General features: G+C 55.5%; 21 protein-coding genes. 10 read left to right on the forward strand and 11 right to left on the reverse strand.

Going from position 1 to position 22,223, the window contains the following annotated elements:
• The first annotated feature begins 87 nt into the window (after positions 1 to 87).
• Complete coding sequence (locus ED901_RS05735) at positions 88 to 1,107, forward strand: DUF3829 domain-containing protein (RefSeq protein ID WP_122095263.1); 1,020 nt, start codon at positions 88 to 90, stop codon at positions 1,105 to 1,107.
• Positions 1,108 to 1,164: 57 nt separating this feature from the next.
• Here the strand turns inward: ED901_RS05735 and ED901_RS05740 are convergent, their stop codons facing one another.
• The 5 genes from ED901_RS05740 to ED901_RS05760 all read right to left on the reverse strand — a co-directional run bounded on the left by ED901_RS05740 (position 1,165) and on the right by ED901_RS05760 (position 6,284).
• Positions 1,165 to 2,253, reverse strand: a complete 1,089-nt coding sequence (locus ED901_RS05740; RefSeq protein ID WP_122095264.1) for an ABC transporter ATP-binding protein — start codon at positions 2,251 to 2,253, stop codon at positions 1,165 to 1,167.
• Entirely contained in the window at positions 2,254 to 3,207 is a 954-nt protein-coding gene (locus ED901_RS05745; protein WP_122095265.1) for a carbohydrate kinase family protein, read from the reverse strand.
• 26 nt (positions 3,208 to 3,233) lie between these two features.
• Complete coding sequence (locus tag ED901_RS05750) at positions 3,234 to 4,073, reverse strand: carbohydrate ABC transporter permease (RefSeq protein ID WP_122095266.1); 840 nt, start codon at positions 4,071 to 4,073, stop codon at positions 3,234 to 3,236.
• Positions 4,070 to 4,972: a carbohydrate ABC transporter permease gene (locus tag ED901_RS05755; RefSeq protein ID WP_056770501.1), complete on the reverse strand. Its 903-nt coding sequence runs from the start codon at positions 4,970 to 4,972 to the stop codon at positions 4,070 to 4,072. The genes ED901_RS05750 and ED901_RS05755 overlap by 4 nt, the downstream gene beginning before the upstream one ends.
• A 61-nt stretch (positions 4,973 to 5,033) precedes the next feature.
• Positions 5,034 to 6,284 carry an extracellular solute-binding protein gene (locus ED901_RS05760; protein WP_122095267.1) on the reverse strand — a complete coding sequence of 417 codons (1,251 nt, stop codon included), beginning with the start codon at positions 6,282 to 6,284 and terminating at the stop codon, positions 5,034 to 5,036.
• Positions 6,285 to 6,590: 306 nt separating this feature from the next.
• Between ED901_RS05760 and ED901_RS05765 the strand changes: the two genes are divergently transcribed.
• The 6 genes from ED901_RS05765 (at position 6,591) to xdhC (ending at position 14,463) form a co-directional block, all read left to right on the forward strand.
• Positions 6,591 to 7,763, forward strand: a complete 1,173-nt coding sequence (locus ED901_RS05765) for an ROK family transcriptional regulator (protein ID WP_205965082.1) — start codon at positions 6,591 to 6,593, stop codon at positions 7,761 to 7,763.
• A 120-nt stretch (positions 7,764 to 7,883) separates the two neighbouring features.
• Positions 7,884 to 9,236 (forward strand): guanine deaminase, encoded by a 1,353-nt coding sequence (guaD, locus tag ED901_RS05770; protein ID WP_122095269.1) that lies wholly within the window; start codon positions 7,884 to 7,886, stop codon positions 9,234 to 9,236.
• The gene (locus tag ED901_RS05775) at positions 9,233 to 9,871 is read left to right on the forward strand and encodes a TetR family transcriptional regulator C-terminal domain-containing protein (RefSeq protein ID WP_122095270.1); all 639 of its coding nucleotides are present in this window, start codon (positions 9,233 to 9,235) and stop codon (positions 9,869 to 9,871) included. Before guaD ends, ED901_RS05775 begins: the two co-directional genes overlap by 4 nt.
• Positions 9,868 to 11,271 (forward strand): xanthine dehydrogenase small subunit, encoded by a 1,404-nt coding sequence (gene xdhA, locus ED901_RS05780; protein ID WP_122095271.1) that lies wholly within the window; start codon positions 9,868 to 9,870, stop codon positions 11,269 to 11,271. Before ED901_RS05775 ends, xdhA begins: the two co-directional genes overlap by 4 nt.
• Positions 11,264 to 13,663: a xanthine dehydrogenase molybdopterin binding subunit gene (gene xdhB / locus ED901_RS05785; protein WP_122095272.1), complete on the forward strand. Its 2,400-nt coding sequence runs from the start codon at positions 11,264 to 11,266 to the stop codon at positions 13,661 to 13,663. Before xdhA ends, xdhB begins: the two co-directional genes overlap by 8 nt.
• An 11-nt stretch (positions 13,664 to 13,674) precedes the next feature.
• Positions 13,675 to 14,463 (forward strand): xanthine dehydrogenase accessory protein XdhC, encoded by a 789-nt coding sequence (gene xdhC, locus ED901_RS05790; RefSeq protein ID WP_122095273.1) that lies wholly within the window; start codon positions 13,675 to 13,677, stop codon positions 14,461 to 14,463.
• Here xdhC and ED901_RS05795 read toward each other — a convergent pair.
• Entirely contained in the window at positions 14,456 to 14,758 is a 303-nt protein-coding gene (locus ED901_RS05795) for a helix-turn-helix transcriptional regulator (RefSeq protein ID WP_056770523.1), read from the reverse strand. The two genes, xdhC and ED901_RS05795, sit on opposite strands and share 8 nt — an antisense overlap.
• 427 nt (positions 14,759 to 15,185) lie before the next feature.
• On the opposite strand from ED901_RS05795, the gene ED901_RS05800 reads away from it, so the two are divergent.
• Both ED901_RS05800 and ED901_RS05805 read left to right on the forward strand, forming a co-directional pair.
• A complete protein-coding gene (locus ED901_RS05800) occupies positions 15,186 to 15,836 on the forward strand; it encodes an NAD(P)H-binding protein (protein ID WP_122095274.1) in 651 nt (216 codons plus the stop codon).
• A 199-nt stretch (positions 15,837 to 16,035) separates the two neighbouring features.
• Complete coding sequence (locus tag ED901_RS05805) at positions 16,036 to 16,731, forward strand: GntR family transcriptional regulator (RefSeq protein ID WP_056770529.1); 696 nt, start codon at positions 16,036 to 16,038, stop codon at positions 16,729 to 16,731.
• 49 nt (positions 16,732 to 16,780) lie between these two features.
• Here the strand turns inward: ED901_RS05805 and fetB are convergent, their stop codons facing one another.
• From fetB to bcsE, 5 genes are all read right to left on the reverse strand, one after another.
• Positions 16,781 to 17,554 (reverse strand): iron export ABC transporter permease subunit FetB, encoded by a 774-nt coding sequence (gene fetB, locus ED901_RS05810; protein WP_122095275.1) that lies wholly within the window; start codon positions 17,552 to 17,554, stop codon positions 16,781 to 16,783.
• On the reverse strand, positions 17,541 to 18,212 hold the full coding sequence (gene fetA / locus ED901_RS05815; protein WP_122095276.1) for an iron ABC transporter ATP-binding protein FetA: 672 nt from the start codon (positions 18,210 to 18,212) through the stop codon (positions 17,541 to 17,543). Before fetA ends, fetB begins: the two co-directional genes overlap by 14 nt.
• A gap of 123 nt (positions 18,213 to 18,335) precedes the next feature.
• Positions 18,336 to 19,979 (reverse strand): cellulose biosynthesis protein BcsG, encoded by a 1,644-nt coding sequence (bcsG, locus tag ED901_RS05820; protein ID WP_122095277.1) that lies wholly within the window; start codon positions 19,977 to 19,979, stop codon positions 18,336 to 18,338.
• The gene (gene bcsF / locus ED901_RS05825; protein ID WP_122095278.1) at positions 19,976 to 20,206 is read right to left on the reverse strand and encodes a cellulose biosynthesis protein BcsF; all 231 of its coding nucleotides are present in this window, start codon (positions 20,204 to 20,206) and stop codon (positions 19,976 to 19,978) included. The genes bcsG and bcsF overlap by 4 nt, the downstream gene beginning before the upstream one ends.
• Position 20,207: 1 nt before the next feature.
• Positions 20,208 to 21,809, reverse strand: a complete 1,602-nt coding sequence (gene bcsE / locus ED901_RS05830) for a cellulose biosynthesis protein BcsE (RefSeq protein WP_122095279.1) — start codon at positions 21,807 to 21,809, stop codon at positions 20,208 to 20,210.
• Positions 21,810 to 22,013: 204 nt separating this feature from the next.
• On the opposite strand from bcsE, the gene bcsR reads away from it, so the two are divergent.
• Positions 22,014 to 22,223, forward strand: coding sequence for a cellulose biosynthesis protein BcsR (bcsR, locus tag ED901_RS05835; RefSeq protein ID WP_056770546.1), 210 nt, complete (start codon positions 22,014 to 22,016; stop codon positions 22,221 to 22,223).

Consider the following 22,223-nt stretch of genomic DNA (forward strand, 5'->3'; position numbering starts at 1 on the left):
ATTTTGATATTCATATTTTATATGTCCTATCGATAGTTATTTGTTCATTCGATATTTTTACCTCACAGGAATGAAGTTAATCTCATTATGAATAATAAATTTATATACGCAGTGCTCTTTTCATCAATTCTGGTTGCGTTATCAGGTTGTGATGATAAAAAGGCTGAGCCTAAGCCTGCTCATGTGGCTGCCAAAGCGGCTGATACAGCTGAAAAATCCCCTACACAGGCTGCCCAGAAAGCCTCAGCGGCAGTGGTTGCCGCAAAAATGCAGATCTACATTAAATGCTACAGCCTGCTGGATGCAGGAATTAATCATTCCTTTAACCAATATTCAAGCTGGGTAAAAGATGTTGATCAGGGGCCAGCAGGGAATGAAACTGAAGTGTCGGGAATGAGTCCTGTTAATAGCAAATTATTAGAGTTTTGTAATAATAAAATGCCACTGGCAGCTGAACGGCAACCGGGTATTCCAGAACTGGATCGTGCGGCGCTTAATTTCATAAAGTCAGCAAACAGTTTGAGTGAGGTGATGAATTCTCTGAGTCAATATTATCAGCAAGAGGATTATAAGAAAGATGCCTTCCTGAAAGGAAAAACTTCACACGCTGAACTTATGAATAAACTGAAGTCATTTAATTCAGATTCTGCGGCGTTCAGAAGCGCAATTGATACCGTTAGCGATGCACAACAACTCGCCCGTTTGCAGGAAATCGAACAATCGGAGGGTAAAAATGTCCGCTATCATGCTTTGTCCATCGTGATAAATGCTAAAAAGCTGAATGCGATACTGGTGCAGGATAAATTTTCAGCCGAATCTGCCACGCGTATTGTGAGCGAAATACAGGCCTCTCTTGACGTGATGAAGCAGCCTTCCGCGAACACCGGGGAAAAACCGCAGGACTACAGCAAGCTGATTAAAAATATTGAAGAATACGTGCTGGCCGCGCAACAGCGAATTAATCATGTGCGGGATAACCAGCCATTCACCGAAGCGGAAAAGGCACAGCTCACTGACCAGAAATCATCAGCGATGGTTGAAGGAACCTTTAATCATGCGATGAAAGCCAATAATGAAATGGTCGCGAGTTTTAACCTTCTGCAATAATTAAATTTTACCGTTATCGCACGAATAAAGACCCCGTTTTGTCGGGGTCTTTACCTTTTATTCCTCCGCCAGCCGTTCTCCCGTTGTCACATCAAACAAATGAATCGCTTCGCTGTTGGCCTCGAGATACAACGGCTGGTCGGCGCTGACGCGGGCGCGTCCGGCAAACTGCACGTGCAGCGGGAATCCACTCCAGTCGATGTGCAGCAGGCTGCTTTCGCCGGTGACTTCCAGCAAGCGCAATGTGGCGGCAGGCTGCGTGCTTACCGGCACAGGTTTTAAGTCGTGCGGACGCAGCCCCAGGGTCACCGGTTTTCCCTCGGCGTGCCGCGCCTGCAATGCCCATTTCTCCGGCAGGGCGAACCACAGTTGATCGCAGGTCACGCCTGGCTGTCCGTCAATATTGCGGAAGACACCGCTGAGCAGGTTCATGGGCGGTGAGCCGATAAACCGAGCCACAAAGGTGTTAACCGGTTTGTCGTAAATCGACAGCGGGTCGCCCTGTTGCACGATAAATCCGTCTTTCATCACCACGATATTATCGGCCAGCGTCATGGCCTCGACCTGATCATGCGTGACGTAAACGGTGGTGGTGCGAAACTGCTGGTGTAGTGATTTTATCTCAGCACGCAGCTCCATGCGCAACTGGGCGTCAAGGTTAGACAGGGGTTCATCGAACAGGAACACTTTCGGATTTCGCACCAGCGCACGGCCCATGGCGACACGCTGGCGCTGGCCGCCGGACAAATCTTTCGGCAGACGTTTGAGCAGGTGATCAATCCCCAGAACTTTAGCGGCCTGTTGCACTTTGGCCTGCTGCTCGGCTTTCGGCACTTTCTTAACCTGCATGTGGAACGCCATATTTTCGGCCACCGTCAGGTGCGGATACAGCGCGTAACTCTGGAATACCATGGCGATATCCCGGTCGGCCGGGTCGAAATTATTGATTTGCTGTTTATCGAGCAGAATGTCGCCGTCAGACAGCGATTCCAGCCCGGCCAGCAGGCGCAGCAGGGTGGATTTTCCGCAGCCCGACGGGCCAACCAGCACGGTGAAACTGCCGTCAGGGATGGTCAGATCCAGCGGTTTCAACACCTGCACTTTGCCATAATGTTTGGCGACTTTTACCAGTTCTACCAGAGCCATTTAGATTTTCTCCACAAGGCCAAAAAGCGATTGCCAGTCAGGATAACGGCGCGGGGAACTGCCAATCGCACAACCGGCGACGCGGACACCCCATTGCAGCGCCGTGGCAGGCGGCAGGCCATAAATCAGCGCGGATAAAAATCCGGCGTTAAAACTGTCTCCGGCACCGATGGTATCCACCACATCGACCGGTTCCGCGTGCTGATGCAGCGTCAGGTTTTTCGACCACAGCCGCGCGCCTTCCGGGCCGCATTTCGCCACGCAAAAGGCGTTTTCCGCCATCTGCGCAAGCAGCGTCAGCGCGGCGATATCCAGCGTGGCCGCATCCGCCAGCCCGAGGGTTTCCACTTCATTAAGCAGCAGCGCGTCGCAATACGGCAGCCATGTTGATGCCTGGTCACGCAGCGCATCGCTCCAGTCTTCCGGCGGCCAGCCGCTGTCCACCGCCACCTGATAGCCGCGCTGTTTAAGCACGGCCAGCAGTTGCGGATAGTCAGCATAAAGCGCCGTACACAGCCAGGTGCCGCACAGCAATACCCAGTCACCGGCCTGCGCCGTTTCAGGGATTTGCGCCAGCACGTCCTGCATGGAAAGGCGCACGATGTGCCCCTGATTGCTGAAAAAGGTTCTTTCGTGATCAGGGTGCGTAACGCCAAACGTCAGCGAGGTTTCGCATTCGCAGGTCGGCCAGCCTGGGGCGCTCTCAGGAAACATGCCCGCCAGCCAGCCGCTGAACTGGTCGTTGCCCTGATTGGCCACCAGCCGGAAAGGGGATCCGAGGGCGGAGAGCGCCAGCGCGCAGTTTCCGGCAGAACCGCCGGGGCGCAATGAACTGCTTTCGAGCATCGCTTCGGTGCCTTTTTTCGGCCATGCGTGCAGCGTGCTCATGATCAAATCCACGTTGATGTTGCCCGCCACATACAGCGTGGCGCGGGTCTGCGGTCTGGTTGTCATTGATGAGAATTCCCTGGTGTTCATAATCAGCCTTTGCTGCCGCCGGCGGTTAACCCGCTGACCATGGTTTTTTGCAGCCAAAGCGCAATAAAGAGCGGCGGAATGGCCGCAAGAATGCCAACGGCGGCGATCAGCCCGTCATCGGTGGCGCGCCCGGCGGTGAACCCGGCAATGGTGACCGGCAGCGTCTGGGCGTCGATATTGTTGGTAAACAGCAGGGCGTAGAAAAATTCGTCCCAGGCCAGCAGCCAGCCAAACATGGCCGAGGCGCCGAGCGCCGGTTTTGCCAGCGGCAGGGTGATGCGCAGCAAAACCTGCCAGTAGCGCAGCCCGTCGAGGCGGGAAGCCTGTTCGATATCCACCGGCAGCGCGTCGAACTGGTTTTTCAGCATCCAGGTCAGGAACGGCAGGATCATCGAGCAATACACCAGAATCAGCCCGAGGTGGGTATTGAGCAGCGTCAGCTGTTGCAGGATGAAGTACAGCGGCAGAACGAACGCCACCGGTGGCACCATGTAAATTGCCAGGCTGCCGAACAGCCAGCCGTCACGGCCCGGATAGCGCGAGAAGCTGTAAGCGGCCGGGATCGCCAGCAGCAGCGAAACCAGTGTGGCTCCGCAGGCCACCAGCAAACTGTTACCGAGCGCATGCAGGAACAGCGCGCCCGGCGTGCCGGCCTGTAAGGTCAGCAGGCTGGCATAACGGCTGAAATCCCAGTGACGCGGCAGCCATTCCAGCGGAATGCGGGTCAGATCTTCCGCCGAGCTGACGCTCATCAGGAACATCCACAGCAGGGGGGCAAGAATCGACACCGCCAGCACCAGTGCAGCGAAATAGCGTAAAACAAGCCGGATTTTCTGTTTCATTCTGTGCTCCCTGAACGGCGCTGGCGCAGCAACATCACCATGTAAATCGTGATCAGCAGGGCGCAGATTAAGGTCATCAGTATCGCGTACGCGGCACCGCTGCCAGCGCGCAGATAACTGAACGACTCCTGATAGACAAAGAAGCTGACGGTTTTGGTGCTGTCGAGCGGGCCGCCTCGGGTCATGACATAAATGATGTCGAAAACTTTAAAGGCATCAATGGTGCGCAGGATCAGCGCCACGGCCAGCGGTGCGGCAATCGCCGGTAAGGTAATTTTGCGAAAACGGCGGAAAGCCGATGCGCCGTCGAGCCGTGCGGCTTCGAACAAATCTTCCGGAATGGTCTGTAACGCCGCCAGCACCAGCAGGGTGATCAGCGGATAGTTTTTCCAGATATCCGCAAACATCACCGCATTGATCGCCGAAGAGGGATCGCCCAGCCAGCTGCGGTAGGTATCAATCAGCCCGAGCTGGGAAAGCAGGGCGTTGATGCTGCCGTAATCCGGATTGAAATTCAGCCGCCACAGGGTGGCGTTGACGATAGTCGGCAGTGCCCAGGGCAAAATCACCAGCACGCGCAGGGCGCTGCGTCCCCAAAATGGCTGGTTCAGCAACAGCGCCACCAGTACGCCGATGATGCCTTCAATCACCACCGACACCACGGTGAAATACAGCGTGCGCCAGAGTGCGGCGCGAAAATCAGGGTCGGTCAGCGCATACAAAAAGTTCTCGCTGCCCACCCAGTTGGGCGCAGAGCCGTCGCCAATCAGACCGGCATCGGTAAAACTCAGCCACAACGTACGGACAAGCGGCCAGGCGGTGAGTAAGAACATCATCAGAAGCATGGGCGCGAGCAGCAACCAGGCCTGACGTTTCTCACGTTGCGGTAATGTCAGCATTCAGTTTTCCCGTCCCGCCATAGTCAGGCTATGGCGGGTATTTTTGGTGTTGGTCGCGAAATTAACGTAAACGATCAGCAGCTTGGGTTGCGGCTTCCATACCGTCCTGTGCCGGGGTTTTTCCCTGCAATACCGCCTGAATATTTTGCTGCAAGATATTGGATAAACGGGAGTAATCCGCCGTGACCGGGCGCGAGAGCATCACGTTCAGCGAGGTTTTCGCCGCCGCAATCAGTTGCTCCTGATCTTTTTGCACTGCCGGATCGTCATAAGAGGATTTCCAGATTGGCAGGCTCAGTTTGGCGTATTTGTTCTGCACCGGCTGCGAGGTCATGTAGCTGATGAATTCCCACGCCTGATCCGGATGCGCACTGGCTTTGGCAATGCCCAGCCCCATCGAGCCGTTAACGCCGGACGCGCCGCCTGCGGTTTCACCCGGTGCCGGGATCACTCCGACGTCACCCGCCACTTTGCTCTGTTTCGGATCGTTGGCCATGTTGTACATGTAGGTCCAGTTCAGCGCGAAAGCCGCATCGCCGTTGGAGAAGGATTTACGCACGTCCTCTTCCAGATACTCGCGGGAGTTCGGGTTGGTCAGCCCTTTATCCAGCGTCTCTTTCATGTAACTGATGGCTTTCATGGCGCCGGAGTTAGTAAAGTTCAGCTTGCCGTCTTTGTAGAAATCACCCTTGAACGCGGAAACCAGGGTGGTGTAATCGCACAGCAATGCTTCGGACTGTGACCAGCTCCAGACCAGCGGATATTTGACGATGCCTTTTTCTTTCAGGATCGCAGACTGTTTCTCAACGTCAGCCCAGGTGGCGGGCGGCGTGGTGATCCCGGCCTTTGCCAGCATGGCTTTGTTGTAATACAGATATTTGGTATCGAGGATCCACGGCATGCCCCAGCGTTTGTCTTTATACGTCACGGTGGAAATGGCACCGTCAAAAATCTTGTTGCTTTCCTCCGCCGGAATACGCGCCGTCACGTCCTGCAACAGACCGTATTTGTTAAATTCGGCGGGCCAGATCGCATCGAACAACACCACGTCATAACCTTTGTCACCGGCACCGCGCGCGGCGACGATTTTGTCGTGCAGCGCTTCATACGGTACGAATTCCAGATTCACTTTGATATCCGGATGCTGCTTGGTGAAATCAGCGGCCATGGCGCGGATATCCGCTTCGCTGTACGCCGCCTGTGTCATAAACAGGGCGCTGAGGGTGGTTTGGGCCAGCGCATTGACAGAATATCCAAGAGTCAGGGCAGAGAGGGCGCACAGGGTGGCCGCAGGGGTAAATCGTAGGCTCATCGTCATTCTCCGAAACAGGGTTAAGTTTATTAAATCAATTTGATTGCTTTAATCGGCTAAAAAAAATGGGAAGGCATAACTCTGCCAGTCCCTGCGTCCCTGCCGGATTGTGCTACCGGGTTTTAAGGCGAATATCAAAACAGCGTAAAGTGAATAGTGACTGACGATTATTATTAACATGGCAATAACATTCAAAGCTGTGATGCCACCGTCATATTCATACTCTGTTATTTATAAAATCAATTTGATTGCTGTAATCACTCGCCACATACTGCCCGCAAGGTCTTCACCGCGGAGAGGGATGTGATAACAACTTCTGGCACCAATCTCGAGCACGCCCGTGCTCACAATCGTCGGGTGGTGATCGAAGCCATTCGCCTTAACGGTGAACTGACCCGTGCCGAAATTGCCCGGCTGACGTCGCTCACGCCGCAAACCGTTTCCAACATTGCCACCGAACTCGAGCAGGCGGGCATTCTGTCCTCCCACCTGCCGCGCCGTGCGGGAGGCCGTGGTCAACCAGCAACGCCACTGACACTCAATCCTGACAGCGCCTATTCCATCGGCATCCATCTTGATCATCAGTCGCTGCTGATTGTGCTGGTGGATCTGACCGGAACCGTTCGCTTTCGCAAACTGCTCCATGTGCAGAAACCGCAGCCAGAGCCCACGCTGGCTCTGATCGATCAGGTTCTGCAAGAAATGCGCCAACAGGTGAAAATTGACTGGCGAAAAATTCTGGGCGTCGGCGTGGTGATGCCGGGGCCGTTTGGCGTGGAAGGGATTTCCTCACAGGGGCCGACCACGCTGCACGGGTGGGATAACGTTGATATTGAAGCCCGTTTAAGCGCCGCGACCGGCTGGCCGGTGACGCTGGAAAACGATGCGACGGTGGCGGCTATTGGCGAACGTTTTCACGGCGTCGCCAAGCAATTAACCTCCTTTGTGTATCTGTATATCGGTACCGGTCTGGGCGCAGGCATCTTCACTGACGGGCGAATTTATACCGGCCATGCACACAATGCGGGCGAAGTCGGCCACATTGTGGTGCAACCGGGCGGGCGCGAATGCTATTGCGGCAACAAAGGCTGCCTCGAACGTTACCTTTCTTTGCAGGCCGCGTACGAAGCCTGCGGCCTGGATCCGGCCTCGGCGATGCCGGAAGATCTGCTGAGTGTGGATGAAAAACGCTTCGACCAGTGGCTGGATACGGCGGTGGAACCGGCATTGCAGGCCATCAATATTATGGAATGTGTGTTCGATGCGCAGTGCGTGATCATCGGCGGCACCATGCCGAAACCGCTGGTGGAGAAGCTGATTAAGCGCCTGACGCCGCTGTATAATTCGGTGCGCAGCCGCTATGCGCAGAGTGCGCGCATTCGCCTCGGCATGTCCGGCAGCGACACCCCTGCGCTCGGTGCGGCGGCGCTGCCGATCTTCGACGAATTCAACCCGCAATATGAAGTGCTGCTGAAGTAGCGTTGCTGTCCGACATAAAAAACATCCGGACGGTCTGACCGGTTGGTCAGATTTGGCATAAGCTTTGCAAATGTTCTGTTATCAAACGTGAATATGAATGTTGCAGAGAAGGACTATGCCATGAGTCAGATCATCACCCGCGCGGTACGCGGCAATTTCTTTGATATCCGCGAACCGGTGTTAACGCCGGAAGATGTTGAAGCGCAGGTGCGTTATATCGAAGACGGCCTGATGTTGCTCAGCGGCGGGCATATTGTCTGGCTGGGCAGCTGGCAGGAAGGCGAGGGCAGGCTGGCGCGGGCGCAAAAAACCGCCGGTCTGGACATCGATGATTACCGCGACAAGCTGATCGTGCCGGGCTTTGTCGATACGCATATTCACTATCCGCAAACCGAAATGATCGGCGCCTACGGCGAGCAACTGCTCGAGTGGCTGACCCGTTATACCTTCCCGACCGAACAGCAATATCACTGCGCCGACTATTCGAAGCGCATGTCGAAATTCTTCCTCGATCAGCTGTTACTCAACGGCACCACCACGGCGCTGGTGTTCGGCACCGTACATCCGCAATCCGTCGATGCGCTGTTTAAAGAAGCGGCAGATATCAATATGCGGATGGTGGCGGGTAAAGTGATGATGGACAAAAACGCCCCTGACGCCCTGCTGGAAACGCCGGAACAAAGTGAACGCGATACGCGCGCGCTGATTGCGCGCTGGCACAACCGTCAGCGCCTGAGTTATGCGCTGACGCCGCGTTTTGCCCCGACATCCTCGCCGGAACTGTTGCAGAAGGTGCGGCTGCTCAGGCAGGAGTTTCCCGACGTTTACATGCATACCCATCTGAGCGAAAACGTCGCGGAGCTGTCGTGGGTGAAAGAAATGCACCCCGAACATCAGCATTATCTCGACGTTTATCATCAGTACGGCCTGACCGGCGAACGCTGCGTGTTTGCGCACTGCCTGCATCTGGATGACAGCGAGTGGGATTGCCTGCACGACACCGATTCGACCATCGCGTTTTGCCCGACCTCCAACCTGTTTCTCGGCAGCGGCCTGTTTAATTTGCAGAAATCCTGGCAGAAGCAGGTGCGCGTCGGCATGGGCACCGACGTCGGTGCCGGTACCACGTTCAACATGCTGGAAACCTTGTCGGAAGCCTATAAAGTCGGGCAGCTTCAGCGCTACCGTTTATCCGCTTTCGAAGCCTTTTATCACGCCACGTTGGGCGGCGCGAGGGCGCTGCATCTCGACGACAAAATTGGCAATTTTAACGCCGGTAAAGAGGCGGATTTCGTGGTGCTCGAACCGGGCGTCAGTGCGCTGCAAAAACTGCGCGCCGGTAACAGTAAAACGCTGGCCGAAAAGCTGTTTGTACTGATGACGCTGGGCGATGACCGCAATGTGTACAGCACCTATGTGGATGGCGAACAGGTCTATGCGCGAGATGCTTTGCAGGGGGAGCGTTCAGCATGATGAACAATGACACCGGCGGCAAAGTCCGCATTGCACGTGAACGCACTCTGGAGAATATCCACGCGGCGGCGATTGCGGAATTCAGTGAAAAAGGCTTTCAGGGCGCGACCACCCAGGCTATCGCTCAGCGCGCAGGGATCAAAAAAGCCCAGCTGCACTATTACATCGCGGGGAAAGAGGAGCTTTACGAAGAACTCTTGCAGAAAGTGCTGAAAGTCTGGGGCGACATCATTCAGTTCGACCCGTCTGTCAGCGAGCCAGAAGACGTGCTCAGCCGCTATATCCGCAACAAACTCAACTTCTCGTTCGATCAGCCGGAACTCTCACGCATCTTCACCAGTGAGGTGCTCGGCGGCGGTCACTATTTACAGAAATACTGGCCACAGGCGACGCAGAACATTGCCGGCAAAGAGAACTTGATCCATCAGTGGATTGTGCAGGGCAAAATCCGCGCGCTGGATGCCCGTCTGTTCATCATGCATATCTGGGCGGTGACGCAGTATTACGCTGATTTCGCGGTGCAGGTGAAACACATGTACGGCAATTTCGAGGGCGATGAGCAGGCGCGTGAACACATTATCGATGAAGTCACGACACTGATTTTAAACGGCTGTAAAAAAGGAGGTGCCGTATGATCCAATTTCTGATGAACGGCAGGATCCACACGGAAAATCTGCCCGCCGATACCACCGTTTTACAGTACCTGCGCCGTGACGCCGGACGTTGCGGCACGAAAGAAGGCTGCGCCTCCGGTGACTGCGGTGCCTGCACCGTGGTGCTGGCGGAAAAACAGGGTGACCAGTTGCAGTACCGCACCGTCAACGCCTGCCTGACGTTTATGCCCGCCGTGCATGGCAAACAGCTGATCACCGTGGAAGATTTAAAGCATCGCGGCAAACTGCATCACGTTCAGCAGGCGATGGTGGACAATCACGCCTCGCAATGCGGGTTTTGCACGCCGGGTTTTGTGATGTCGCTGTTTGCGATGGAGAAAAATAAGCCCGCTTACACGGTGGAAGGCGTGCAGGAAACGCTTTCCGGCAACCTGTGCCGCTGCACCGGTTACCGGCCGATCATGGATGCCGCGAAGGCCATTTGTGACGCCCCCGAGCCGGATCAGTTTGATGCTGATGCCCTGCAAACGCTGGCAAAACTCGCCGCGATGTCCGCCACTGAACAGCCGGTGAGCCTTGACCACCTGGCGCAACGCTACCTTGCTGAGCCGGATTCCCGTCTGGTGGCGGGCGGCACCGATCTGGCGCTGGAAGTGACACAACGCTATCAGCGCCTGCCCAAGCTGATTTCACTGAGCCATATCCCCGAACTCAAAACCATTACGCTGACCGGTCAGGCTATTCATATTGGCGCAGCGGCACCGCTGAGCGAATGTATGCCGGTTTTACATGATGAATTCCCGGAATTTGGCGAGCTGCTTGAGCGTTTTGCCTCACAGCAAATCCGCAATCAGGGCACGTTTGGCGGCAATATCGCTAACGCGTCGCCCATCGGTGACGGCGGGCCGGTGCTGCTGGCGCTGGGCGCATCTTTATTGCTGCGGCGTGGCGCTGAACAGCGCGAATTGCCGCTCGATCAGTTCTTTCTCGGCTATCGCAAAACGGCGTTACAGCCCGGCGAATTTATTGAACAAATCCGCATCCCGCGCAACACCTCGGCGGCGCGTCAGTTGCGGGTTTATAAAGTGTCGAAAAGGCTTGAGGATGACATTTCCGCCGTCTGTGCTGCTTTGCATATCGAAGTGCAAAACGGCGTGGTGGTCCATGCCCGCGTGGCGTTCGGCGGGATGGCGGAAGTGGCGAAACGGGCCACCTGCTGCGAAGCGCAGTTGCTCGGCCAGCCGTGGCAGACGGCCACCGTCGAGCGTGCCTGTCAGGCGCTGACGCAGGATTTCACCCCGATCAGTGATTTTCGCGCCAGCCGCGAATACCGCATGCAGGTGGCGAAAAATCTGCTGCGCCGCTGCCATATCGAAATGACTTCTCCTGAAACACTGATGCGGGTAACTCACTATGTCTGAATCCAAACCTTCACTGTCTCAGGCGGAGATGGAAGCGCAGTTTCGCGCCGGGTTACAGAGCGGCGTCGGCAAAAGCCAGAAACACGAAAGTGCGGATAAACACGTCAGCGGCGAAGCGGTGTATGTCGATGACCGGCTGGAGTTCCCCGGTCAGCTGCACCTGGTGCCGCTGCTCAGCCCGCATGCGCACGCGGATATTCTGCATATCGATACTGAACCTTGTTACACCGTGCCGGGCGTGGTGCGGGTGATGACCGCAGAAGATGTGCCCGGCAACCCGGATATCGCGCCACTCACCGTTGGCGATCCGCTGATGGCGCAGGGCACCGTGCAGTATGTCGGTCAGATTGTGCTGGTGGTGGCCGCTACATCGATGGAAGCCGCCCGTGCCGCCGTGGCACTGGCGAAAGTGGAATATCAGCCGCGTGACGCCGTTCTGACCGTGAAACAGGCGCTGGCGCTGGAACATTACGTGGAAGAGCCGCATCAGCATAAGCGCGGTGATGCGGAAATGGCGCTGGCCTGTGCGCCGCACCGTTTGCAGGGTGAACTGGAAATTGGCGGGCAGGAGCATTTTTATCTTGAGACGCAGATTGCCTCCGTGATGCCCGGCGAAGACGGCGCGATGCTGGTGTACAGCTCGACACAACATCCGACCGAAGTGCAGAAACTGGTGGCCTCGGTGCTGGATTTGCCAATGCATAAAGTGGTGGTCGATATGCGCCGCATGGGCGGCGGTTTCGGCGGCAAAGAGACGCAGGCAGCGGGGACGGCGTGTCTGGCGGCACTGGCCGCGCATCTGACCGGACGTCCGGCGAAAATGCGTCTGGCGCGTCAGGACGACATGCTGATCACCGGTAAACGGCATCCGTTCCACGTCAGTTATGACGTCGGGTTTACCGATGACGGCGTGATCCACGGTATCGACATCAAACTGGCAGCCAACTGCGGTTATTCGCTGGATCTCTCCGGTTCTATCGTAGACCGCGCCATGTTCCATTCTGATAACGCCTATTACCTCGGCGATGCGCTGATCACCGGTTACCGCTGCAAAACCAATATGGCCTCGAATACCGCGTATCGCGGATTCGGCGGCCCGCAGGGCATCGTGGCGATTGAACATATCGTCGATCACATTGCACGCGAGCTGGGGATGGATCCGCTGACCGTGCGCAAAAATAACTATTACGGTCACGACAGCCGCAACGTGACGCATTACCACCAGCCGGTCGGCCAAAATCTGCTGCAGGAGATGACCCAACAGCTGGAAGAGAGCGCGGAATACACGGCAAGGCGTGACGTTGTCACACAATTTAACCGCAGTAATCGCTATCTGAAAAAAGGGCTGGCGCTGACGCCGGTAAAATTCGGTATTTCGTTCACCGCCAGTTTTCTTAACCAGGCGGGCGCGCTGGTGCTGGTGTATACCGACGGCAGCATTCAGCTCAACCACGGCGGCACCGAAATGGGACAAGGGCTGAACACCAAAGTCGCGCAGGTGGTGGCCGAAGTGTTTCAGGTGGATATCAGCCGGATTCAGATCACCGCCACCGATACCGGTAAAGTGCCAAATACTTCGCCGACTGCTGCTTCCTCCGGCGCAGACCTGAACGGTAAAGCCGCGCAAAACGCCGCGGAGATCATCAAAGGTCGCATGACTGAAATGCTGATGCGCGTTCATGATGCGCAGGAAACGGACATCACCTTCAGTAACGGGCAGGTGCGGGTGAAAGATCTGTATTTCAGTTTTGAGCAGGTCGCCACCCAGTGCTGGCTGAATCAGGTGCCGCTCTCCAGCACCGGCTACTACAAAACGCCGAAGATTTTCTACGATCGCAGCAAAGCGGCCGGACACCCGTTCTATTACTTCTCCTATGGCGCGGCATGCGCGGAAGTGCTGGTCGATACCCTGACCGGGGAATACAAATTGCTGCGTGCGGACATTCTGCACGACGTCGGTGATTCGCTGAATCCGGCCATTGATATCGGTCAGGTAGAAGGCGGATTCGTGCAGGGCATGGGCTGGCTGACCACGGAGGAGCTGGTGTGGAACGACCAGGGGCGGTTAATGACCAGCGGCCCGGCAGCCTACAAAATTCCGGCCATTGGCGACATTCCGCAGGATCTGCGCGTGAAACTGGTGGAGAACCGCAAGAACCCGGAAGACACGGTTTTCCATTCCAAAGCCGTGGGCGAACCGCCATTTATGCTCGGGATTTCAGTCTGGTGTGCGATCAAAGATGCCGTCGCCAGCCTGGCGGATTACCGCGTACATCCGCATCTGGATGCACCCGCCACGCCGGAAAGAGTGCTGAATGCGGTCAATCAGTTGATGTTTCATGGTGACGTCGTCACTTATCCTGAGCCGGCCACCGCCCGCGTCACCGGCTAACGGAGGTTTTCATGCGTACAGATGACTGGATCACCCGTTTACAGGACCTGCAACGTCGCGGGGAACCCTGCGTGGTGGCGACGCTGGTGGAAAATCAGGGCTCCACGCCGCGCGATGCGGGCAGCAAAATGCTGATCACCGCCGGGCAGCAATTTTATACGCTGGGCGGCGGTAACCTTGAGTTTCAGGTCACGGCGATTGCCCGCGAGATGTTGCAGCAGGGCGCACAAACCAGCCGCTTTGAACGTTTTTCGTTAGGGGCGCGGCTGGGGCAATGTTGTGGCGGTATGGCGTCGGTGTTGCTCGAACCGCTCGGGCAGCCGCAGCCGCATGTGGTGGTTTACGGCGCGGGGCACGTCGGGCGGGCGCTGGTGAATATCCTCAGCACGTTGCCTTGCCGCATTACCTGGGTCGATGCGCGCGCCAGTGAGTTTCCTGCGCAGGTGGATCCGCACATCACCTGCATCGTGGATGAAGAACCGGAAGGGACAGTGGCACAAATGCCCGCTGGCAGCTATTTCATGGTGCTGACGCACGATCACCAGCTGGATTTCGCCCTGAGCGAACGCATCCTGAAGCGGGGAGATTTCCGTTATTTCGGGCTGATAGGCTCCGACACCAAGCGTAAACGCTTCGATTACCGGTTATCGGGGAAAGGAATTTCGGATCAACAGCTGGCGCGAATGCGCTGCCCGGTCGGTTTACCGGATGTGCGCGGCAAACTCCCGGCAGAAATTGCCGTGGCAATTGCCGGGGAGTTTATCGCTGCGTATGGCGCGCACGGGCAGGCGGTCAGCTGAGTTTTTTAAATTCAAAGGTACCGCCAAGCGCGACGGCGTAACGGCTGACGGTATTCAGTGTGGGGCAAGCAGCACCGTTTTCAAAGCGGCTGATATTTTGCTTTTTGATGCCGGTACGTTTTGCAATATCTTCCTGCGTCAGCGATTCGGCAATTCGCATGGCTTTAAGATCTGCCACCATCTTTTTATGCATTTTGTGAGCGGCGTACGCGGCGGCAAATTCGGGATTCTTCATCGCTTCCGCTTTCACAACGCTAAAGGGGATCAGTTCATAGTCATCATCATCGTCAATCATGTTTCATTCCTTTTGACAGTTTTCATGCGTTTTATCGCCAGCGCTAAATCGTTGGGAGGCGTTTTATGCGTTTTCTTAGCGCCGGGTAACAGGGTTACGTCGTACACAATCGCTTTCCTTGCGGTGAAGTATGATGACTCTCCCTTTAATTGAAAAGTAATCATTTATGATTCTTTTTTTAACAGGAACCGGGTTCACATTTTTGCCGGGTTCCGCCGTTTCGTACGCTGACGAACGGGCATTCTGAACAGGTTTTACAGGTTGTGAATGAGGAGAGCGTTTTCGTTCGCGATGTCTCGCAAAAAATCGGTGAGGGCTGGAAAACCAGTCTGATCAACGCAAAGCCTGCGGCTCTGTGCGCTAATAAAACGTGAAATTTGATGTGCTACAGTTAAAGGGAACTGAAATGAAAACGTCAGGAGGCGTAATGACTCAAGTTGCAATCGTGGGAGCACACGGTCAGATAGGCAAACTGATCATCAAACATTTGCGTGCGCAGGGCCTTGAAGCCATCGGGATTGTGCGTAAAACCGAACAGCTGGCGCAAATGGACGCGCTGGGCGCGAAGGGCGTTCTGCTGGATATCGAAAATACCACAGCGCAGGCGCTGGCGACGGCACTTAAGGGCGCAGATGCCGTGGTGTTTGCCGCCGGTGCCGGTGGCGGTTCGACGGCGGAGCGTAAACGCACGGTCGATTACGCAGGCTCGGTGTTGCTGGCGCAAGCCGCACAGCTTGCAGGTATACGCCGCTATGTTCAGATTTCGGCGGTGGATGTGGATAAACCGCTGAAACCCGATACCGATCCGGTCTGGAAAGCGTATGTCGAGGCCAAGCGCGATGCCGATATCGAACTGCGCAAAAGCGGGCTGGACTGGACCATTCTTCGTCCGGGGCCGTTGACGGATGATCCGGCAACCGGTCTGGTGACGCTCAACGAGCGTGCCGGAAGAGGCGACGTCAGCCGCGAAGATGTGGCGCTGGTGGTCGTGGCGGTGCTGAATGCCCCCTCGTCCATTGGCAAACAGTGGGAACTTCGCGGCGGTGATACGCCGGTCAGAGACGCTGTGACGCAGTAAACCGCCAGCCAGCACTGCTTTTTTGATCGCGGGAAAGCAGTGCTGAGCGCGAATGTATGTAAAGAGCAATGCCTCAGGTGTGTTGTTTTGTTACAAGGTAGTGCATGATTTACGACTGAAATCGTTCAGGAAGAGTGCTAATTTACGCTCATTGACAGCGCAAATAGAAAGACAGGCACAAGAGGCAATATCCCATTCCATGAGCACTCACACTACAACAGCGAAACAGCTGGAAGTTCAGCGAATCACCGAAATCCTATCCAGAGCCATCGGGCAGCAGCGGCTGAGGCCGGGCACGCGTCTGGTGGAGTCGCAGCTGGTTGAAGCCCTCAACGCCAATCGTAATCACGTACAGGTCGCGCTTCAGCGTCTGGCGATGCAACGCATTGTGACGATTGAACCCAACCGCGGGGCGATGGTTGCACAACCCACCGCACGGGAAGCGCGGGAAGTGTTCATTGCCCGCCGGGCTATTGAGCGGGCGATTGTGGAAAGCATTACGCCGGACATCCTGCGTTCACATCGTCAGCGGATCAGCAGTCACATGCGCAACGAACGCGATGCCACGGCATCAGAAGATCGCCGCGCCATTGTGCGCGAGCTGAGTGAGTTTCATCTGATCCTCGGCGAGATTTGTGGCAATAAGGTGCTGAGCGAAATCCTGTCGAATCTGATGGTGCGCAGCTCTCTGATTGTCGCGTTGTACCAGCGCAATGAAGTGCCTTCCTGCCAGTGTGATGAACATGAAGCGATCATTAATGCGCTGGAAGCGGGAGACACGGCTCAGGCAGCAGACATCATGCTGGAACATCTCGACGATCTCGAAGGCGTTTTAGACCTTGATGATGCCGCCAGCACAGAAGTGAATCTGCGGCAGGTGTTGTCCGATTTATAGCACGCAACACCGGCAGACAGCGCCCGCAGAACGCGGGCGCAACAGGGCATTATGAGGACTTAAGGCGGCGCAGCTGAGCACGATCGTTGTAGAAACGCTGACAGGCCAGGTACCCGGCAATGATGGTCGATAAACTGGCGGTGCCCAGTAACATAAATGTCACCATAATCTGATACTTGATGGCTTTTACCGGGTCGATACCGGCAAAAATCAGCCCGGACATCATGCCCGGCAAACTGACAATACCCACCGTTTTCGCCGCATCCACGGTCGGGATCATCGCCGCACGGATGCTGTCGCGAATTATCCTCCCGGACGCAATTTTGGTCGACGCGCCAAGGCTCAGCATCTCAAGAATTTTTTGCTGATTGTCGAGAAACCGCTGATTCAGATTGCTGTAACACAATCCCACCGCCACCATCGCATTCCCCGCCACCATGCCGGAAATCGGGATGACCTGCATGGGCAAAAATTCAATGGATCCGGTCAGGATCAAAATCGTCAGCGTCAGCGTGGTACCCGCGGTGATCGCGACAAACGAGATCACGAACCCGTTATCAATGTTACGGCTGCGTTTTCTGGCATTCAGCGCCGCATTCACGCAGATAAATAACACCATCAGCACCGTCAGCCAGCCATTGTTGAGATCGAAAATGTATTTCAGCACATAGCCGACGATCACCAGTTGCACGATGGCGCGGGCCACGCTCCAGATGATGTCCTTTTCCAGCCCCAGTTTTTCTTTACTGCTGATAAGCAGGGCGACCACCACCAGAACCAGTGCCAGGGCCAGAGATTCGTTAGTAATATTATGCTGATTCATTGACGGCGTTCTCAGGCGAAGTGTGCGACAGGGTGATGACGTTTTTGGCGTGGCGGATCTCATTCTGATCGTGACTGACCCACAGCACGGCGAGCTGTTTCTGTTCTGTCAGGCTGGCAATGATCGAGTTGATGTTTTCTTTGTTGTCTTCATCCAGCGCACTGGTGATTTCATCAAGCAACAACACATCCGGCAGAAATTGCAGGTTACGCAGCAGGGCGACCCGCTGTTTTTCGCCCCCCGAGAGTTCCTGAATATTTTTGGTCAGCATATCTTCAGACAGGTGGACGCGTTTAAGCCAGGCGCGAAGCAGTGCCTCGTCCACCTTTTTTTGTCTTATCTGGTACGGCAGCGCCAGATTGTCGAGCACGGTTTCACCGAACAGTGACGGCGTCTGAAAGCAATACGACACCCGCTGGCGATACACCTCCGGTTTTATCCGGCTGATGTCTTCACCTTTGAAGTAAATGCTGCCGCCGGTCGGGTTTAAAAGCGACGCTATGATTTTCAGCAACGTGCTTTTACCGCTGCCCGACGGCCCGGTCAGCAGGGTGAATTCACCGGGATTGAGGGTCAGCGAGACAGGCTCAAGAAGCGGGGTGTCATTGAGGGTGAACGCGACATCGTTCAGGCGAAGTAAATCCGGAGGAGCAGACATGGAAATATCCAGGGGTAATGTGTTGAATGTGTGAATAATATCACTGTTTTGCGTTTTTGTGAGGGAGCGGGGTTTGCTCCTCCCCCGGCGAAGAAGGAGGACATGAGGAGGATGAGCAGGCAATCAACTCGGATAGGGTACCCATCCGCCGCCGTTCAGGCGGATATAGATTTTCCCCTGATATTCCATCACCACGGCGTTTTCATTTTCAGACACCAGCGGCGTCTGCGGCAGGTTGGCGCTGAAGGTTTTCCAGTCCATTGACGGTGTGGTGAAGACCTTGCCGTCAACGGCGCGGGACACCATGTCGGCAATCGCAAGATAGCTGCTTGGCGTATCGATTTTTATCGGTGCTGACCCATGCGGTGCCTGCATGCCGAAGAATTTCACACCCACCGGAATGTGCGTGATGCCAGGGCTGGGAATATCGCGCAGACCGGAAATCTGCATTTTGTCACCGACCAGCGCGGCGCCATGTTCCGGCACCACCACCAGCATCACTTTGCGGCCTGATTTATCAAGCTGATCCATAAAGGTATTCAGCTGACTGAGCAGCGTCTGGGCGCGGCTGCGGTAGTCGGCGCTTTTATTACTGCCCACATAACGGTTGCCGTCGTGCAACGGGATCAGGTTAAAGAAGGTCGCAGTGCGCGCGGTTCCGGCTTTTTGCTGATTCTCCAGCCAGCGGGAGAACAACTGCCCGTCGTTGAAAATCGGTGAGCCGTCGAAAGAGGTCAGTTCATGCCCCAGACCGGCCTGCGACATCAGTGGCGATTTCATGTCTGCGTCGTCGCGCAGGTTGCCGATGTAATTACCAAACTCGCCGGTGTGATCCATCGCCAGCTGGGACGTGAAGCCCAGACGCGCCAGATCGTCGAACAGGTAACATTGCTGCCCGGCAGCCTGATACAGATTATGGTGCGACGACTGCCCGCAACTGGCGCGCAACAGACGGATAGACGCCGGGCCGCTGTAAGCCGTGGCGGAGTTGAAACGGCTGAACACGTAATCAAAGCGTGACCACAGCGGTGAGCTGGACAGGTTAACTGCATCCAGATCTGCCCATGCGAGTGAACAAATGTTGATCACCAGCAGATCAAACGGCTGAGCATCGGCCGACAGGGCGTCCGGGAAGCGGACGTTGCGGCGGCTTTCATTCTGGTAGAACTGCTCTAAATAGGCGCTGAGATTGGCATCCGTCGGCGGGCCACTGACCGTATTCGTCGTGGCGGAAGAGGCTGCCGGTTGCGCGGCGACCGGTTTATCCACCGCCGCCGTAACTGCGGCAGGCGTGAACAACGGCGTGACCAGGAAGCTGAGGTTTACCCACAGTAATGCCGCCACCGTAAAGGTTGTCAGGCGGATCCACTGCGAGATGAACAGATAGCCCACCAGTAGCGCAAAACCCACGCCAATCCACTGCCAGTTGATAAAGCGGTCGGCCAGCTCCAGCAGATAACCCATGCTGAATCCGGTGACATCTGCGCCCTGACTGACAATGGAACGCCAGCCCGGCAGCCAGGTGTCGTGATACAGCAACGCCAGACCAAACGGCAAAGCCACCCACTGCCGCCAGCGGTGCATCCGCAGGGAAGGCAGCGGGAAAAGGAGTACGGCCGCGAAAATCAGGTTGCTCAGCGCATCAAAATTCAGGTAGCCCTGGGCCAGCAGCACAAATTTGAGCAGAAAGTAGTAGTTCCATGCGCCAAGACCGCGCCAGGATTGCCAGACCCGCAGACGGGGTGCGGAAGGGTGTGATTCTTTCATAGTGACGATTTGGATTTCCCGGTGGCGAGAGAAGTATCAGTTTTTGCTGTGCGCTGGCGATGCTTGTTCACCGTGCTGAGGGTGATGGGGGTCAGATAGCGCGGGCGCAGGAACCGTGTGGCCAGCCTGTTTTTCCAGCGCGGTAAACGGCTGCGCAGGGCATAACCGAGCGGGATAAACAGGATCGCCGCTAATATAAAAATCTCAATGATATCGCTGACAGACATTTTATAACTCCGGCGTCTTGATGACGGGTGAATCACTGACGGCCAGCGTGACAGCGACGGGCTGATGGACAGGCGCGCGTTTCAGGGGTTCGGTTTTATGCGCCACAAAGGCTTCCGCGCCCGCTACCGGTTGCGCCATTGGCGGTTTGGCCGCGAGGCGGCGCACCTCGGTCTGAATATCCCGTTCCTGGCTCCAGAAGGTCTGGCTGGTGAACACTTCTTTCACCGGCAAAGAAAACAGGAAATCGAGCACGCTTGCGACATCACTGACCTGGCAGTTAGACAGGAACAGATACAGATGTTTTTCCGTCACCGTCAGAATGTCGCCGTCGCGACGCAGGGAACACAGCGACATCGCCTGCTGCGGGCTGATGCCACTGGCCGGGCGCAGGGAGATCAAAATCCCGCGTGATTCGGTGGCCAGTGAGGCGTGCGTCCAGATATCTTTCATCACGGTGCAGAACGCCGGTAAGGGCAGATAGCCTTTGTGATGGGTAGGCAAGCGGCTGTCGAGCAGCACCTCGATATCTTCCGGTACGTGGCGGGTGAAACTGAGGTTTTGCAGATCATCGAGCAGGGTGAGGAAATTGGACAGCCGCGCTGCGTGAGGAACCACGAGATTGGCACCGCAGGCCTGCAACAGCCGCTGATCGACATACCGCAGCGAAGAGTTCATTTCGCGAATGACAATCTTCAGGCTGTTGCCGCGTTGCATCCGCAGACGGTGGATCTGGCGCGCGATCACTTCCACTTCATCATTACCGCCGAGGGCAAAAATCACGGTCGCCGCGCGGGCATGCGCCGCTCTTTCGGCTAACGTCGCATTATCATCGAACAGGAACCAGCGTTCAGAAAGCGGCGGTGCGCCTTCCAGCACGCTGCGTTCTGCCAGCAACATCCACTGATCGTCACCGGTTTGCCCGGCAACCAGAGTGGGCGTATTTTTTTGAATTTCCCAGCCGGTTTCACGTACGGTCAGCGGGTAGAGGGTATTGGCTTGTGAAATGACATTGTCATGCCACCAGGAAACCCCCCACTGATTGGGCTGAACGTCCGTTTTAATCTCGGCCAGGCCACATATTTGCCGGTGGTATAAATGCAAACGGGTTTTAACGGTATTAATACCGCTGCCATAGCAGATAATAAGACAGCTGCTGCGTTTATTATCGCAGGCTATACTCATTTCGCGTACCCAACGGGTGAGCTGTTTATCGTTTAATGCCAGGCCCGAAGTCGCGGGGATCAATAAAATCAATAATGCCGAATTTGAGTTAGGTAAACGATGAATATCAGACGGCAATGCCAGCAGGGCTTTCATTTTGTTGCCGAGCTGATAATAAGCCACCTGTTTGCGCGGCTTTGTCAGGCTGGTTAAAATAACATCGTCAGCCTCTAGCCGGTTTTCTTCATTCGTGCAAATTAAATTGTGCTCTGGAAACACCACGCTGACCGGCGCAACGTCATGTTGTGCCTCAATAACCTGCCCGCAGAGCCGATAGGCGGCCTCCTGGCTGTCTGCATTGACCCAGTAAAGACCGCGAATTTGCATTTCCGCTAATCCATTCCAGAATTGCGACATGCCTAAAGAAAAGGAGAGTGCCATAGAGTTATATCTGCTTGTATTCGGGTTCGATTAAAAGTCTGCTAGGGACACAATCTAAATGTGAGTATAATAAATTCTATCATTGCTACATTAAATAATCATAAATCTTCACAATAATGTTTTGATACTAAAATGCCTAACTCCGCAGGGCAATTTTTGCGTGGTGTGGCGTCAGTGCGAGATTGAATGCAGGGAGGGGGTCCATTGGGCGCCAATATTATAGACTCAGACGAATCCGATTCGAGTAAAGACAACGATTTTCATGCACTGAGTCACTATTTTTCTGTCTCTGAATTAAATTATGTCGATATCGGCCGCAAAGAAAAAATTCCGCAACTGATGTCGCGCTGGCCGCTGCTGGCCGAACTGGCAAAACTCGACGAGCTGTCGCCCCCTGACGCGGAGAAAAAATAA

The organism is Rahnella sp. Larv3_ips (assembly GCF_003697865.1).
GTDB classification, from domain to species: Bacteria; Pseudomonadota; Gammaproteobacteria; order Enterobacterales; family Enterobacteriaceae; genus Rahnella; species Rahnella rivi.

Coding starts and splice junctions, on each gene's coding strand:
- ED901_RS05735 (WP_122095263.1), top strand. CDS start 88: ATGAATAATAAATTTATATACGCAGTGCTCTTTTCATCAATTCTGGTT.
- ED901_RS05740 (WP_122095264.1), bottom strand. CDS start 2,253: ATGGCTCTGGTAGAACTGGTAAAAGTCGCCAAACATTATGGCAAAGTG.
- ED901_RS05745 (WP_122095265.1), bottom strand. CDS start 3,207: ATGACAACCAGACCGCAGACCCGCGCCACGCTGTATGTGGCGGGCAAC.
- ED901_RS05750 (WP_122095266.1), bottom strand. CDS start 4,073: ATGAAACAGAAAATCCGGCTTGTTTTACGCTATTTCGCTGCACTGGTG.
- ED901_RS05755 (WP_056770501.1), bottom strand. CDS start 4,972: ATGCTGACATTACCGCAACGTGAGAAACGTCAGGCCTGGTTGCTGCTC.
- ED901_RS05760 (WP_122095267.1), bottom strand. CDS start 6,284: ATGAGCCTACGATTTACCCCTGCGGCCACCCTGTGCGCCCTCTCTGCC.
- guaD (WP_122095269.1), top strand. CDS start 7,884: ATGAGTCAGATCATCACCCGCGCGGTACGCGGCAATTTCTTTGATATC.
- ED901_RS05775 (WP_122095270.1), top strand. CDS start 9,233: ATGATGAACAATGACACCGGCGGCAAAGTCCGCATTGCACGTGAACGC.
- xdhA (WP_122095271.1), top strand. CDS start 9,868: ATGATCCAATTTCTGATGAACGGCAGGATCCACACGGAAAATCTGCCC.
- xdhB (WP_122095272.1), top strand. CDS start 11,264: ATGTCTGAATCCAAACCTTCACTGTCTCAGGCGGAGATGGAAGCGCAG.
- xdhC (WP_122095273.1), top strand. CDS start 13,675: ATGCGTACAGATGACTGGATCACCCGTTTACAGGACCTGCAACGTCGC.
- ED901_RS05795 (WP_056770523.1), bottom strand. CDS start 14,758: ATGATTGACGATGATGATGACTATGAACTGATCCCCTTTAGCGTTGTG.
- ED901_RS05800 (WP_122095274.1), top strand. CDS start 15,186: ATGACTCAAGTTGCAATCGTGGGAGCACACGGTCAGATAGGCAAACTG.
- ED901_RS05805 (WP_056770529.1), top strand. CDS start 16,036: ATGAGCACTCACACTACAACAGCGAAACAGCTGGAAGTTCAGCGAATC.
- fetB (WP_122095275.1), bottom strand. CDS start 17,554: ATGAATCAGCATAATATTACTAACGAATCTCTGGCCCTGGCACTGGTT.
- fetA (WP_122095276.1), bottom strand. CDS start 18,212: ATGTCTGCTCCTCCGGATTTACTTCGCCTGAACGATGTCGCGTTCACC.
- bcsG (WP_122095277.1), bottom strand. CDS start 19,979: ATGAAAGAATCACACCCTTCCGCACCCCGTCTGCGGGTCTGGCAATCC.
- bcsF (WP_122095278.1), bottom strand. CDS start 20,206: ATGTCTGTCAGCGATATCATTGAGATTTTTATATTAGCGGCGATCCTG.
- bcsE (WP_122095279.1), bottom strand. CDS start 21,809: ATGGCACTCTCCTTTTCTTTAGGCATGTCGCAATTCTGGAATGGATTA.